This is a genomic window from Streptomyces sp. XM4193, from assembly GCF_023072595.1.
Classification (GTDB): domain Bacteria; phylum Actinomycetota; class Actinomycetes; order Streptomycetales; family Streptomycetaceae; genus Streptomyces.
In genome coordinates this window covers 67,542-81,189 of sequence record NZ_JALLGK010000013.1, presented here as the reverse complement: position 1 = coordinate 81,189, position 13,648 = coordinate 67,542, and the positions used below count along the sequence as shown (strand labels likewise).

At 73.2% G+C, this 13,648-nt stretch carries 13 protein-coding genes and 1 pseudogene; 9 read left to right on the top strand and 5 right to left on the bottom strand.

Annotated features, from left to right (window positions below):
* Window positions 1-166 precede the first annotated feature (166 nt).
* The 4 genes from MTQ01_RS24330 (at window position 167) to MTQ01_RS24315 (ending at window position 3,290) form a co-directional block, all read left to right on the top strand.
* Window positions 167-562 (top strand): YidH family protein, encoded by a 396-nt coding sequence (locus tag MTQ01_RS24330; protein WP_247493023.1) that lies wholly within the window; start codon window positions 167-169, stop codon window positions 560-562.
* Window positions 559-879, top strand: a complete 321-nt coding sequence (locus MTQ01_RS24325; protein ID WP_247493022.1) for a DUF202 domain-containing protein — start codon at window positions 559-561, stop codon at window positions 877-879. Before MTQ01_RS24330 ends, MTQ01_RS24325 begins: the two co-directional genes overlap by 4 nt.
* A 155-nt stretch (window positions 880-1,034) precedes the next feature.
* Entirely contained in the window at window positions 1,035-2,057 is a 1,023-nt protein-coding gene (locus MTQ01_RS24320) for a phosphotransferase family protein (RefSeq protein ID WP_247493021.1), read from the top strand.
* Window positions 2,058-2,063: 6 nt separating this feature from the next.
* Window positions 2,064-3,290 (top strand): acyl-CoA dehydrogenase family protein, encoded by a 1,227-nt coding sequence (locus tag MTQ01_RS24315; protein WP_247493020.1) that lies wholly within the window; start codon window positions 2,064-2,066, stop codon window positions 3,288-3,290.
* A 139-nt stretch (window positions 3,291-3,429) separates the two neighbouring features.
* Here the strand turns inward: MTQ01_RS24315 and MTQ01_RS24310 are convergent, their stop codons facing one another.
* Window positions 3,430-4,242 carry an SDR family oxidoreductase gene (locus MTQ01_RS24310; protein WP_282614094.1) on the bottom strand — a complete coding sequence of 271 codons (813 nt, stop codon included), beginning with the start codon at window positions 4,240-4,242 and terminating at the stop codon, window positions 3,430-3,432.
* A gap of 166 nt (window positions 4,243-4,408) precedes the next feature.
* Between MTQ01_RS24310 and MTQ01_RS24305 the strand changes: the two are divergent.
* Window positions 4,409-4,828: pseudogene (locus MTQ01_RS24305) on the top strand (hypothetical protein); the annotation flags it as partial.
* A gap of 288 nt (window positions 4,829-5,116) precedes the next feature.
* Entirely contained in the window at window positions 5,117-5,584 is a 468-nt protein-coding gene (locus tag MTQ01_RS24300) for a MaoC family dehydratase (RefSeq protein WP_247493019.1), read from the top strand.
* 164 nt (window positions 5,585-5,748) lie between these two features.
* On the opposite strand, the gene MTQ01_RS24295 is transcribed toward MTQ01_RS24300, so the two are convergent.
* Complete coding sequence (locus MTQ01_RS24295) at window positions 5,749-6,441, bottom strand: TetR/AcrR family transcriptional regulator (protein ID WP_247493018.1); 693 nt, start codon at window positions 6,439-6,441, stop codon at window positions 5,749-5,751.
* A gap of 113 nt (window positions 6,442-6,554) precedes the next feature.
* A complete protein-coding gene (locus MTQ01_RS24290; protein ID WP_247493017.1) occupies window positions 6,555-7,709 on the bottom strand; it encodes an acyl-CoA dehydrogenase family protein in 1,155 nt (384 codons plus the stop codon).
* Between the two features lie 90 nt (window positions 7,710-7,799).
* On the opposite strand from MTQ01_RS24290, the gene MTQ01_RS24285 reads away from it, so the two are divergent.
* The gene (locus tag MTQ01_RS24285) at window positions 7,800-8,546 is read left to right on the top strand and encodes a TetR/AcrR family transcriptional regulator (protein WP_247493016.1); all 747 of its coding nucleotides are present in this window, start codon (window positions 7,800-7,802) and stop codon (window positions 8,544-8,546) included.
* Between the two features lie 55 nt (window positions 8,547-8,601).
* Here the strand turns inward: MTQ01_RS24285 and MTQ01_RS24280 are convergent, their stop codons facing one another.
* Window positions 8,602-9,684 carry a zinc-binding dehydrogenase gene (locus tag MTQ01_RS24280; protein WP_247493015.1) on the bottom strand — a complete coding sequence of 361 codons (1,083 nt, stop codon included), beginning with the start codon at window positions 9,682-9,684 and terminating at the stop codon, window positions 8,602-8,604.
* 127 nt (window positions 9,685-9,811) lie between these two features.
* Window positions 9,812-11,230, bottom strand: a complete 1,419-nt coding sequence (locus tag MTQ01_RS24275) for an aldehyde dehydrogenase family protein (RefSeq protein ID WP_247493014.1) — start codon at window positions 11,228-11,230, stop codon at window positions 9,812-9,814.
* A gap of 200 nt (window positions 11,231-11,430) precedes the next feature.
* Here MTQ01_RS24275 and hmgA point away from each other — a divergent pair, with 200 nt between their 5' ends.
* Both hmgA and MTQ01_RS24265 read left to right on the top strand, forming a co-directional pair.
* Window positions 11,431-12,744 carry a homogentisate 1,2-dioxygenase gene (hmgA, locus tag MTQ01_RS24270; RefSeq protein WP_247493013.1) on the top strand — a complete coding sequence of 438 codons (1,314 nt, stop codon included), beginning with the start codon at window positions 11,431-11,433 and terminating at the stop codon, window positions 12,742-12,744.
* A gap of 19 nt (window positions 12,745-12,763) precedes the next feature.
* A complete protein-coding gene (locus tag MTQ01_RS24265) occupies window positions 12,764-13,576 on the top strand; it encodes a GntR family transcriptional regulator (protein WP_247493012.1) in 813 nt (270 codons plus the stop codon).
* The last annotated feature ends 72 nt before the right edge of the window (window positions 13,577-13,648 follow it).

Here is a 13,648-nt window from a genome sequence, read left to right as displayed (position 1 = left end):
GTAGGTGCACCGTCAAGATTTCCGCGCCAACGGATGCCCCGCGGGCGGGTTCCGTCCGCCTCGGAACGCGGCGGCGCGGGTTGGGCGGCGCGCGCCGATGGCGGATGATCCACGGGACGCGCGAGTCGAGGGACTCGCGGACGCCGAGCACGAAGGAGTGCCAGTGATGGGCGGCAGGCTGCGCCGGGACGTGATGCTGTGGGTCTCGCCCGGGCGACTGGAGGCGGAGGGCAGCACACCGGACTTCCGCTTCTCACTGGCCAACGAGCGCACCTTCCTCGCCTGGATACGGACCGCTCTGGCGCTGGTCGCGGGCGGCCTCGCGGTCGACCAGTTCCTGACCGGACTCGCGCAGCTGCCCCGTACCGTCCTCGCGGTGGCGCTGCTGGCCGGGGGCGCGCTGTGCGCGGTGCGGGCGGTCCACCACTGGGCCCGGTGCGAACGTGCGATGCGCCGCGGCGAGCCGCTGCCCGCCTCGCGCTTCCCCGCGCTGCTGGCCCTCGGCACGGCCCTCGCCTCGCTGCTGATCGCGGTGGCGCTGGTGTTCGGCCCGAACCGGTGAGCGCGGTGCGCGATCCGGGCGCCCAGCCCGAACGCACCCGGCTCGCCTGGCGGCGCACCACGCTCGCCGCGACGGTCGTGGTGCTGCTCGCGGTGCGCCATCAACTCGTCGCCTCCCGCGGGGTGTTGGGCTGGACGGCGGTGGCGGTCGGCTGCGCGGCGTGGCTGGGTCTGCTGACAGCGGCGCATCTGCGGATGCGTCGGCTGCTGTGCGCGGCGCCGGTCGCGGCGCGGCCCCGGCACCTCGCGCTGGTCTGCGGCTGCGCGGTCGCGGCGGGCACGGCGGGCGCCGGACTGCTGCTCCTGCCGGGCGGGTAGCGAGCGGTTCAAGCCCCGGGCCCGGGAGGGTCTGGACTGTGTACCGACCAGTCGGCAGGATCATCCCGACGTCCCGCGGGACCTGCGCCGACGGCTGTTGCGCGAGTCGGCGCCGCGGCCCGCAGCCCGACCGCGAACCACCCGGAGGTGGCTCCATGCCCGACCAGAACCCGCCCGGTCTCGACCCGGAGCGGCTGCGCGCCCATCTGGATCGGGAGCTGCCCGGCACGGTCGCCGGTCCGCTGAGCGCGACGCTGATCCAGGGCGGTCGGTCCAACCTCACCTACCGGGTCGGCGACGGCACGCACCAGTGGGTGCTGCGGCGTCCGCCGCTGGGCCATGTGCTGGCCACCGCGCACGACATGGCCAGGGAGTTCCGGGTCATCGGCGCACTCGGTCCGACCGCGGTTCCGGTGCCCGAGGTTCTGCACCTGTGCGAGGACACCGAGGTGCTGGGCGCGCCCTTCTATCTGATGGAGCACGTGCCCGGCACCCCGTATCGCACGGCCGAGGAGTTGGCGGCGATCGGCCCCGAGCGCACCCGGGAGGTCGTGCTCTCGCTGCCGGACACCCTGCTGGCCCTGCACGCCGTGGACCCGGTGCAGGTGGGGCTGGCCGACTTCGGCCGGCCCGAGGGGTTTCTGGAACGTCAACTGCGGCGGTGGAACAAGCAGTTGGACGCCTCCCGCAGCAGGGAGCTGCCCGGCGTGGAGGAGTTGCAGCGGGCGCTCGTCGAGCGGTTGCCGGCCTCCCCCGCCGCGGGCGTGGTGCACGGCGACTTCCGGCTGGACAACGTGCTCGTCACCGCGGACGACCGGGTCTCGGCCGTGCTGGACTGGGAGATGTCCACGCTCGGGGACCCGCTCACCGACCTGGGTCTGCTGGTGATGTACAGCAGCCTGCCGGCCCTGCCGGGTTCCCCGATCAGCACCACCTCCGGCGCGCCCGGGCACCCCGGCACCGACGAGCTGGTGCAGCGGTACGCGGCCGGTTCGGGCCGGGACGTCTCCCGGATCGGCTGGTACACCGCGTTCGCCCACTTCAAGCTCGCCGTCATCGCGGAGGGCATCCACTACCGCTACACGCTCGGGCAGACCGTCGGCGAGGGCTTCGACCGGGTGGGCGCGGTCGTACCGATGCTCACCGAACGCGGTCTGGACGAGCTGGGGAAGGACTGATCGGCGATGGACTTCGGCCACGACGCGCGCACCGAGGAGCTGCGCACCCGGCTGCGCGATTTCCTGCGCGAGCGGGTGCACCCCGCTGAGGAGATCGCCGACCGGCAGCGCACCGAGCAGGAATCGCCCTGGCGGACTCCGCCGGTGGTCGAGGAGCTCAAGGGCGAGGCACGCCGGCTCGGCCTGTGGAACCTCTTCCTCCCCGACAGCGAGTACGGAGCGGGGCTGACCAACCTCCAGTACGCCCCGCTCGCCGAACTCACCGGCCACAGCCCCGATCTGGCGCCCACCGCGGTCAACTGCGCGGCACCCGACACCGGCAACATGGAGCTGCTGCGCGACTTCGGCTCCGCGGAGCAGCGTCGCCGCTGGCTGGAACCGCTGCTGGCGGGCGAGATCCGGTCGGCCTTCGCCATGACCGAGCCGGAAGTCGCCTCCTCGGACGCCACCAACATCACCACGCGGATCGAGCGGTCCGGCGACTCGTACGTGATCACCGGCCGCAAGTGGTACATCTCCGGCGCGATGAACCCGGACTGCGCCGTCTTCGTCGTGATGGGCCTGACCGATCCGGATGCCGAGCCGCGGCGGCGGCAGTCGATGGTGCTCGTCCCCCGGGACGCCCCCGGCCTGACGGTGCGCCGCGCGATGCGCGTGTACGGGTACGAGGACCACGCGCACGGCGGCCACGCCGAGGTCGTCCTGGACGGTGTACGGGTGCCGCGCGAGAACCTGGTGGGCGAGGAGGGCGGCGGATTCGCCATCGCCCAGGCGCGGTTGGGCCCGGGACGGATCCACCACTGCATGCGGCTGATCGGGATGGCCGAGCGCGCGATCGAGCTGATGTGCCGCCGGGCGGTGGCCCGCACGGCCTTCGGCGGGCCGCTCGCCGAGCAGGGCGTGGTGCGCAACTGGATCGCCGACGCCCGGGTCACCGTGGAGCAGTTGCGGCTGCTGGTGCTGAAGACGGCCTGGTTGATGGACACCGTCGGCAACCGGGGCGCGCACACCGAGATCCAGGCGATCAAGATCGCGGTGCCCCGGGCGGTCGTCTCGATCCTCGACCGCGCGGTGCAGCTGCACGGCGCGGGCGGCGTCAGCCAGGACACTCCGCTGGCGCATCTGTGGGCCGCGGCCCGCACACTCCAGCTGGCGGACGGCCCGGACGAGGTGCACCAGCGCTCCCTGGCACGACGCGAACTGCGGCCCTACGAGCAGGAGTTGCGCGGCTGAACCGGTGGCAGGCGCCCCGGGACGGAGCACCGGCGGCGGGCACCGCGCGCGGGTGCCGCTGCCCGGCGCCGCACCGCCGGCGGCACTCGCCCGGTGAACCCACGGCTCGAACCGCGGGTTCACCGGGCGCGCAGCACCTTCACGACGCGTCGTGCGGAGGCGCCTCGAGCTTCTGCTGGAGGCGGTTCATTCCGCTCAGCCAGGCGTCCGGATCGGCTGCCCGGGCGGCGGCGTACCCGGCCACCTCGGGGTGCGGCAGCACCAGGAAACGGCCCTCGGCGATCGCCTCCCGCAACGCCTGTGCCACCTCGACGGCCTCGATCGCGCTGGGCGCCAGCACCAGTTCGCCGGTGCGGCCGGTGGCGGCCAGCATGTCGGTGCGCACCCCCTGCGGGCAGACGGCGTGCACCCGGAGGCCGCGGTGCCGGTGGGTGACGGAGAGCCATTCGGCGAACGCCAGCGCGGCGTGCTTGGACACGCTGTACGGGGCCGAGCCGACCATCGTCAGCACCCCGGCGGCGGAGACCGTGGCCACGAACCGGCCCTCGCCCCGTTCCGACCAGCCCGGAAGCAGTGCGCGGGCGGCCCGGACATGGGCCATCACATTGAGGTCCCAGGACGCCTGCCACTGGGAGTCCGACGCCTCCGGACCGCCCTCGGTGGCGACTCCGGCGTTGGCGCAGTAGACGTCCACGCGTCCGTCCAGGAGGGCGAGCGAGCGCTCGGCGGCGGTTGACGCGTCACCCGGCAGGGCGATTCCGTCGATCTCGCGGGCCAGCGCGTGCGCCCGCTCCGCGTCCAGGTCGTTGACCACCACCCGTGCGCCCGCCTCGGCGAACATCCGGGCGTACGCGGCGCCGATGCCGCCGCCCGCGCCCGTCACCACGACGTTGCCGAACGCCGCGGACGGGCCGCTGCCTGCTTCTTCCGCGCCGCTGCCGCGTGCCGTCATCCGGGTCCGTCCTCCGCGCTGGGGGCCAAGTGACTGCGGAGACTAACCGGTTGGCGGGAGCGCGCGGAAGACGGAAAAAAGTCGACCCCCGGGAACGGGAGCCGATCCGCCTTCGTATACGTCACATCCCCAACGACTCCGGTCTACCCTCTCGGAGGTGGAAACCTTGGCCGGTTTCAGAGCACTCGCCGCCCAGGTCCGCGACCCCGGCCGCGAGCTGTCCCAACGACGAAGGGCGCTGCGCAAGTGCCTCGAGCGCTTCGCCCCCTACGGACACCGCGCAACCTGGCACCATCTGTGCGAGCGTGCGGGCTTCGACCCGCGCGAGCGTGCTCCCGATCCCGCGCTGCTGCTGGCCGCGCTGGAGGAGCTGGAGGAGGCGCGGGCCGTCTGGCTGCGCCACGAGCGGGAGTTCGCCCACCGCCGCAAGCGCCAGAAGCACGACGGCATCCGGCAGCCGACAGCCCCCGACGACTGGCACACGCACACCTGGGGCGGCCGGGCGCTGCTGCTCCTGGACGATCCGAAGCATCCGCCGCGGGTACGGCTCGCGGTGGTGCTGCGACGTCTCATCGCCACTATGGAGGGCAGCGAGCGCGGGCCGACCACCCGCGTCGTGCGCCAGGTGGCGTTCGCCGGCTGATCCCGCGTTGCCGCGGGAAGCGGGCGCGAGCGTTCACGGAGCGGCGGTGCGAGGGAGCGGCCCGGTCAGGAAGGACGGGGCCGCTCCCTCGCACGCGCACGCGCTCCCTCCTGCCGGCCCCGTGCCGGCGTTCACTGCTGTCAACAGGCCGTTGACAGCGCCGGTGGCACCGCTCATGCTGAGCGGGCGCTTAGCAGGTCCCCGGAAAGCATTGCGGAGAGGTGAGCAGACGTGGCGGCGGAGTCCAGAACCTTCGGGTCGGCGGCAGAGCTTCAGGACGCGGTGGGCGACGAACTGGGCCCCGGCGACTGGCTGGAGGTGGACCAGAAGCGGGTGGACCTGTTCGCCGAGGCCACCGGTGACCACCAGTGGATACACGTCGACCCCGTGCGCGCCGCCGAGGGCCCGTTCGGCACCACGATCGCGCACGGCTATCTGACGCTCTCCCTGCTGCCGTATCTCGTGCCGCAGGTCCTGCAGGTCGAGAACGCCAGGATGGGCGTCAACTACGGCGTGAACAAGGTGCGTTTCCCCTCCCCCGTCCCCGTCGGCTCGCGCCTGCGCGCCCGGGTGCGGATCGCGGACGTCACCGAGACCGCCGACGGCGGCGTGCAGTTGACGACCGGAGTGACCGTGGAGCGCGAGGGCGGCGAGAAGCCGGTCTGCGTCGCCGAGAGCGTCAGCCGCTACTACTTCTGACGCGCCCCGCTGCCCCGCGCCGGGTCGGCCCGCGGGCAACGGGCACGAGCAGCGGGCAACGGCCCGGGCGGGGTGACCGCTCGGGCCGGGGAGACGACTGCCCGGGCCGGGGTGGCACAACCAGGGGCCGGGCGGGCGTCGTTCGGGAAGGGGCCGGTCCGGCGTCAGCGGCGGCCGGTCACCCGCGGCGCGAGGACCATCCGCAGCGCGAGGTCCCCGTAGAAGTCACCGATCTCCTGCGGCGTGCGCCGACCGCCCGGCCGGTACCAGCGGGCGACGTCCAGGCACAGCGACAGCATCGCCATCGCGGTGGCCCGCGCGTCCACCACCTCGAACTCGCCCGCCCGTACGCCCTCCTCGACCAGGTCGCGCACCACGGCCTCGGTGCGCCGCCGCAGGGCGACGATCTCCGCGTAGTGGTCCGGGGACAGCGCGCTCAGCTCGTACTGCACCACCCTGGCGGTGGTGTGCTGCTCCGCGTGCCAGCGGCCGAACGCGCCGACGGCCGCGGCCAGTCGGTCCGACGGCCCGCCGTGACCGGCGGCGGCGTCGCGCAGCAGCGAGAGCGAACGCTCGTGCCCCACCTGGCTGATCCGGTGGAGCAGTTCTTCCTTCGTCCGGTAGTGGATGTACAGCGCGGCAGGGCTCATTCCCGCGCGGCCGGCGATGTCACGGGTCGTGGTGGCGTGGAAACCGCGTTCGGCGAACGCCTCCACCGCGGCGATCAGCAGCCGACGCGCGGCGTCGGGCGCCACCGACCGCCAGGAGTCGCAGCCCGCGTGCCGGCCCTCGGCCGCCTCCCGCTCCTCGTCGCCGGGACGGGTCTCGCCGCTCCGGCCCGATGCCTGTGCTGCCATAGCTGTCCTCGCCCCGTCCTCGCCGTGCCCGGTCGCCACAGGGCGAACACCCTACCCCGGAGCACTGAGCATGCGCTTAGCATCGGACGGGGACGGCCATCGGCGCGTCCTGCTCAGAACGCGGAGACGTCCGTCAGCGCGCGGCCGATGAGCAGTTTGTGGATCTGGCTGGTGCCCTCGTAGAGCGTCATCACCCGGGCGTCGCGCACCAGTTTGCCGACCGGGAACTCGTCGATGTAGCCGTAACCCCCGTACACCTGGAGGGCGTTGTTGGACGCCCGGACGGCGGCCTCGCTCGCGAACAGTTTCGCCACCGAGGACTCCCTGGCGAAGGGCTCGCCGCGGTCGACCAGATCGGCGACCCGCCAGGTGAGCATCCGGGCCGCGTCGGTGTCCACCGCGATGTCGGCGATCAGCTCCTGGACCAGTTGGTGCCCGGCGATCGGCCGACCGAACTGCTCGCGCTCGCCGGCGTAGGAGACCGCCGCGTCCAGCGACGCCTGGGCGATGCCCACACAGCCCGCGGCGACCGACATCCGCCCCTTGGCGAGTGCGCTCATCGCCACCGAGAACCCCTTGCCCTCGGGTGCGATCCGCGCCGAGTCCGGCACCCGTACGCCCTCCAGCACCAGCTCCGCGGTGGCCTGCCCGCGCAGCCCGAGCTTGCCGTGGATCTCCCTGCGGTGCAGCCCTGGGGTGTCGGTGGGCACCAGGAAGGCGCTGATCCCGCGGTGCCCGTCGGCGGGTTCGCCGGAGCGGGCGAAGAGCAGGACGACGTCGGCCCAGGTGCCGTTGGTGATGAACATTTTGGTGCCGTCGAGCAGCCAGTCGCCGCCCTCGCGCCGTGCCCGCGTGGTGAGGTTGGCGGCGTCCGAACCGGTGCCCGGCTCTGTGAGGCCGAAGCAGCCCAGCAGTTCACCGGAGCACAGTCCCGGCAGCCAGCGCCGCTTCTGCTCCTCGCTCCCCCAGGCCGCCACCGATTTGGCGACCAGGCCGAGCGAGACCGAGAGCACTCCGCGCACCGCGGAGTCGCCGCGCCCGAGTTCCTCGGTCACCAGGCAGTACGCGAAGTGGTCGCCCCCGCTGCCGCCGTACTCCTCGGGAATCGTCAGACCGAGGAAACCGAGCTCGCCCAGGCGCCGGACGACCGAGCGGTCGATACTGCCGTCGCGGTCCCACCGGGCGGCGTGCGGCGCGATCTCGCGGTCGACGAACCGGGCGGCGAGCGCGCGCACTTCGTGCTGCTCGGTGGTCAGCGCCAGGTCCACGGCACACACCTCGTTCCTGGTCCGCCCGGCCGTGCGGCACGGGCAAGAAATTAGCAGTGCTAGTTAAAGGCCGCCACTACTATGTGCCGCATGGCCCGCCCCCGCAAGCCCCTGCTCAACCGCGACCGGATCGTCGGGGCAGCCCTCACCGTGGTCGACCGGGAGGGCCTCCAGGCGGTCTCCACCCGGCGACTCGCCGCCGAACTCGGCGTCAGCGGGCCCTCGTTGTACAACCACTTCCGCACCAAGGACGAGATTCTGGACGCGGTGGCGGACCGGGTGTGCGCCGAGGTCGACCTGTCGATGTTCCGGGACGGGACGCAGTGGCCGCAGGCACTGCTGCGCTGGGCTCGCTCCTATCGCGCCGCGCTGACCGCGCACCCGAACATCGTCGGGCACCTCGTCCGGGGCCCGGGCCGCCGGCCGAGCCAACTGCGCATGGCGGACGAGGTGTTCGGAGCGATGGTCGAGGCCGGCTGGCCGCGCGCACAGGCCACCCGGATCGGCGCGCTGATGCGCTACTTCGTGACCGGCTCCGCGCTCGGCTCCTTCGCCGGCGGTTTCGTCGACGACGCGGCGCTCTACGACAGCGACTACCCGCACCTCGACCAGGCGCATCTGCTCGCCGAGCACGGTCGCAGCGTGGACGAGGGCGCGTTCGAGACCGGACTTCGGGCACTGGTCGACGGACTGGGGCTGCGCTACGACGACCGCGGCGACGCGGCCGCCGACACAGCCGCCCCCGACGCAGCCGTCCCCGACGCCTCCGCAGCCGCCGACCACGAAGCCGCCCGTGGGGACGGCGCCCCTCGGCGAGGGGACGGGCCTCGCGGGTGAGCCGGTTCACCGGCCGCCGCCGCACGCACCGCCGGTCCGTCGACGAGCGCGACGCTCAGAACACCACCAGGGCACGACCGCCGCGTCCGTCGGCCATCGCCCGGAAGGCGTCCGGGATGTCCGCGAGCCCGATGCGTCCGGTCACCAGCGCGCCGAGGTCGAGCGCGCCGGTGCGCACGTGTTCGGCCAGCACCGGCAGTTCGCGGGCCGGATCACAGTTGCCGTAGACGCAGCCGGAGAGCGTTCTGGCGAAGTGGAACAGCTCCAGCGCGGAGAAGGACACCTTCTCCTCCCGCCCGCCGATGCCGACCACCGTCGTACGGCCGCCGCGACGGGTGGCGCCCCAGGCGGTGCGGATCGTCTCGGCCAGACCGACGCACTCCACCGCCACGTCCGCGCCCAGTCCCGCGGTGAGTGCGCGCACGTCCCTGGCGGTCGAGTCGGAGGCGACCAGGAAGTCCGTCGCCCCGCAGGTGCGTGCCAACTCCTCCTTGCCCGGCGACACATCGACCGCGATCACCCGCTCGGCGCCCGCGATCCGCGCGGACTGGAGGACCGCGAGACCGACGCCGCCGAGGCCGACGACGACCACGGACTCGCCCTCGCGCACCCGCGCGCTGTGGTGGACCGCGCCGTACCCGGTCAGCACGGCGCAGCCGAGCAGCGCGGCGTCCAGCAGCGGCACACCGGCAGGCAGCGGCAGCACGGCCCGTTCCGGCACCACCGTCTCCTCGGCGAACGCGGCGACGCTCAACCCCGGGTAGAGCGCCCGGCCGGTGGCGTCCCGGGCGTAGGCAACGGTGGTCGCGTCGTTGGCGTGCGGACAGAGCCAGGGCTCGTTCAGACGTGTGCAGAAGTGGCAACCGCCGCAGGCCGGCGCCCAGTTCAGGATCACCTCGGCGCCCGGCGCCACGCTGGTGACCCCCTCGCCGACGCTCACCACCACACCCGCGCCCTCGTGGCCGAGCACGGCCGGCACCGGCTGGCGCAGGGTGCCGTTGGTGAGCGAGAGGTCGGAGTGGCAGACGCCGGCGGCGGCCAGCCTGATCCGCACCTGCCCCGGCCCGGGCTCGGGCAGTTCGATCTCGGTCAGGGTCAGCGGCGCGTTCACGGCGTCGAGTACGGCGGCACGGGTCATACGGGCGGCTCCTGGGTCTGCCGGCGGTCGGGCGCCGGGGGCGAGTGCCGTTGCGGGAACTGCGGGCTGCGGACTGCCCGGGGCCGACGGGCCGGGAGTGCGCGGACTGCCGGCTGCGGGACGGGCGTCAGAACTGCAGGGACTGGGTCTGGAGGTACTCGGCGAGCCCGTGGCGGCCGAGCTCGCGGCCGATTCCGGAGCGCTTGTAACCGCCGAAGGGAGCAAGGGGGTTGAAGCGTCCGCCGTTGATGTCCACCTGCCCGGTCTGCAGTCGGCGTGCGAACGCCACCGCCTCGTCCTCCTCGGCGGCCCACACGGCCCCGGCGAGTCCGTAGACCGTGCCGTTGGCGATCCGTACGGCGTCGTCGGTGTCCTCGTAGCGCAGCACGGTCAGCACGGGGCCGAAAATCTCCTCCTGCGCCACGGTCATCGACTCGGTCACCTCGGCCAGGACGGTGGGGCGCACCCAGTGGCCGCGTTCCGTCCCGTCCGGCTCGCCCGGCCCGCCGGCGACCGCCTGCGCGCCCTCCTCCAGCGCTCCGACCAGGTAGTCGTCCACCCGTGCGCGCTGGGCCGCGCTGACCACCGGCCCGATGCGGGTCGTCTCCTCGCGCGGGTCGCCCGGTACGTACTTGGCCACCGCCCGGGCGGCGATCTCCACCGCCTCGTCGTAGCGGGCGGCGTCCACCAGCAGCCGGGTCCAGGCGCTGCAGGTCTGGCCGGAGTTGGCCATCACATTGGCGACCCCGACCTTCACCGCGCGGGTGAGGTCGGCGCTCGGCAGCACGACGTTGGCCGACTTGCCGCCGAGCTCCAGCGCGACCGGTTTGATCGCACGGCCCGCGGCGGCGCCGATCCGGCTGCCGACCGCGCTGGACCCGGTGAAGGAGACCAGGTCCACTCCTTCGTGTGTCGCCAGCGCCTCTCCCGCCTCCGGCCCCCACCCCGTCACGAGGTTGAACACCCCGGCGGGCAGGCCCGCTTCGTGCACGGCGTCGGCGAAGAGCTGGGCGACCAGCGGGGTGTTCTCCGCGGGCTTGACCACGATCGTGCAGCCGGCCGCCAGCGCGGGCGCGACCTTCGCGACGATCTGGTGCAGCGGGTAGTTCCAGGGGGTGATGGCGCCGACGACACCGATCGGCACGTGGTGAATGCGCGAGTTGCCGACCTCCTCCAGGAAGTCGTGGGAGGCGGCCAACCGCGCGTAGGAGCCGGCGACCAGGACCGGCATCCCGGCGTGCACCGGCACCGAGAAGCCGATGGGGGCGCCGAGTTCGGCGGTGACGGTGGCCGCGACGGCGTCCCTGCGCGCGTCGAGCACGGCCCGCAGTGCGTCGAGCGCGGCGGCCCGCTCGGCCGGCGGGGTGGCCGCCCACCCCGGCAGGGCCGCGCGAGCGGCGGCCACCGCGGCGTCGACGTCCTTGGCGCCGCCGGCCGGCACGCTGCCGATCAGCTGCTCGTCGGCCGGGTTGTGGACCTCGATGGAGGAGGTGGCCGCTGCGGGGCGCCAGGCGCCGTCGATGTACATCGCGTCGTATCCCTGCATGCCCACAAACTAGCGGCGCTAGTTTGCGCTGTCAGCCCCCGTCCCGCGTCCCGCCGCACGGCACCCGGGCGCACCGCCCCCTCGCCGCGGACGCGCGAACCCCCTTCGACACGCCCCGTGTTCGGGGTCTTGCCCGGAGGGACCATAATTCCTATGGTCGAGCACAGGAATGATGGATCGGACTCGGTCGGGAGCGCGAAATGAACGGCGAGCAGGTACGCAGGACCGTGCCGGAGCTGACCCACAGCCCGGGCTTCGGGAACGAGCACAGCAGCGAGGCCGTCGCCGGTGCGCTGCCCATTGGCCGGAACTCGCCCCAACGCGCACCCCTCGGCCTCTACGCGGAGCAGCTCAGCGGCACTGCGTTCACCGAGCCCCGCGCCCACAACCGCCGCTCGTGGCTCTACCGGATCCACCCGTCCGCGGCTCACCCCGCCTTCACCCGCGTCCCCGCCGGGCGACTGCGCTCCGCCCCGTTCCACGAGGTCGCCGACCCCAACCGGCTGCGCTGGAACCCGCTGCCCGAACCGGCCCCGGGCACCGACTTCCTGGACGGCCTGTGGACGCTCGGCGGAAACGGCGACGCGAGCCGGCGCACCGGAAGCGCCATCCATCTGTACGCGGCCGACGCCCCGATGACCGACCGCGTCTTCAGCGACTCCGACGGCGAGCTGCTGATCGTCCCCGAACGCGGCAGCCTGCTGCTGCACACGGAGTTCGGGCGCCTGCACGCACCGCCGGGGCACATCGCGCTGATCCCGCGCGGTGTCCGCTTCCGCGTGGAGCTGCCCGAGGGCACCGCCCGCGGCTACGTGCTGGAGAACTACGGCAGGCCCTTCGTCCTGCCCGACCTCGGGCCGATCGGCGCCAACGGACTCGCCGCGCCCCGCGACTTCCTCGCCCCGAGCGCGGCGTACGAGGAGGAGGACCGGGAGACCGAGGTCGTCAACAAGTTCTGCGGCAACCTCTGGTCGGCCCGCTGCCCGCACTCCCCGCTGGACGTCGTCGCCTGGCACGGAAACCTGGTGCCCTACGTCTACGATCTGCGGCGCTTCAACGTCCTCGGCAGCATCAGCTACGACCACCCGGACCCGTCGATCTTCACCGTGCTGACCTCGCCCTCCGACACCCCGGGCCTGGCCAACGTCGACTTCGTGGTGTTCGCCCCGCGCTGGCTGGTCGGCGAGGACACCTTCCGCCCGCCCTACTTCCACCGCAACGTCATGAGCGAGTACATGGGCCTCGTCGAGGGCGCCTACGACGCCAAGGCCGAGGGTTTCGTCCCCGGCGGCGGCTCGCTGCACAACATGATGTCCGCGCACGGACCGGACCGCGAGACCTTCGACCGGGCGAGCGCGGCCGAGCTGGCTCCCGCCAAGATCGACGACGGGCTTGCGTTCATGTTCGAGACCCGCTGGCCGGTGATCGCCACCGAGCAGGCGATGTCCGCGGACCACCGCCAGCAGTCCTACGACGACGTATGGCAGGGGCTCCAGCGGCACTTCCGCTCCTAGGATGGGTCCGGGAGGAACCTTGACCGTCTTCGCGCCGGACTCGCTGGCACTCAATCGCAAGCTGCCCCTGTGGTACCAGGTGTCCCAGTCGTTGCGCGCCTCGATTCTGGGCAGGCCGCCCGCGGCGCCGCTGCGGCTGCCCACCGAGGAGTCGCTCGCGGAGCACTACGGGGTCAGTGTGCTGACGATGCGCCAGGCGCTGAAGGAGTTGGAGACCGAGGGGCTGATCAGTCGCCACCGCCGGCGCGGCACCTTCATCGAGCCCGACGCCCGTCGTGAGCGCACGGTGCGGCTGCTCGGCTCGGTCGACACCATCGTGGCCCAGCAGTCCGGCGAGGACACCACCCTGCTCGACCACCGCAGCGCCCCCGTACCGCCCGAACTGACCGCTCACTTCCCCGGGTTGACGGAGGTGACGGTCTACCGGCGGCTGCGGCGCGACCGGATCGGGGGCGAGCCGACCAACTGGGCGGAGAACCTCATACCCCCCGCCGTCGCCGCCGCCGTCGACCCCGCGGCGCTCGCCAGAATGCCGATGACCAAGCTGCTGCGCGACGAGGTGGGAATCCGGATCAGCCGGATCACCGACACCGTGGAAGCCCGCCTGGCCGACCCGAGAACCGCCGAACTGCTGGAAGTCCCGCTGCTCAGCCCGATCCTGCACTACACCGGGGTCACCTACGACGAGACCGGCTCCGTGGTGGACGTGGCCCGTATCCACTACCGGGGGGACCGCTTCTCCTTCTCGATGACGGTGGAGAACATCGCCGAGACCGCCGGCGGCGGCCAGAGCCGCCAGACGCAACGCCGCCCCGCGGCCGAGGAGGACTGAGCCCTCCGGCAGGACCCGGGCCGCGCCGACGGTCGGCCCGGGCCCGCGCCCGCCCCTCGCCGACGGGCGCCC

Excerpts from the sequence above, each read along its gene's own strand:
- MTQ01_RS24330 (WP_247493023.1), top strand. The coding sequence starts at position 167 with ATGGGCGGCAGGCTGCGCCGGGACGTGATGCTGTGGGTCTCGCCCGGG.
- MTQ01_RS24320 (WP_247493021.1), top strand. The coding sequence starts at position 1,035 with ATGCCCGACCAGAACCCGCCCGGTCTCGACCCGGAGCGGCTGCGCGCC.
- MTQ01_RS24315 (WP_247493020.1), top strand. The coding sequence starts at position 2,064 with ATGGACTTCGGCCACGACGCGCGCACCGAGGAGCTGCGCACCCGGCTG.
- MTQ01_RS24310 (WP_282614094.1), bottom strand. The coding sequence starts at position 4,242 with ATGACGGCACGCGGCAGCGGCGCGGAAGAAGCAGGCAGCGGCCCGTCC.
- MTQ01_RS24295 (WP_247493018.1), bottom strand. The coding sequence starts at position 6,441 with ATGGCAGCACAGGCATCGGGCCGGAGCGGCGAGACCCGTCCCGGCGAC.
- MTQ01_RS24285 (WP_247493016.1), top strand. The coding sequence starts at position 7,800 with ATGGCCCGCCCCCGCAAGCCCCTGCTCAACCGCGACCGGATCGTCGGG.
- MTQ01_RS24280 (WP_247493015.1), bottom strand. The coding sequence starts at position 9,684 with ATGACCCGTGCCGCCGTACTCGACGCCGTGAACGCGCCGCTGACCCTG.
- MTQ01_RS24275 (WP_247493014.1), bottom strand. The coding sequence starts at position 11,230 with ATGCAGGGATACGACGCGATGTACATCGACGGCGCCTGGCGCCCCGCA.
- hmgA (WP_247493013.1), top strand. The coding sequence starts at position 11,431 with ATGAACGGCGAGCAGGTACGCAGGACCGTGCCGGAGCTGACCCACAGC.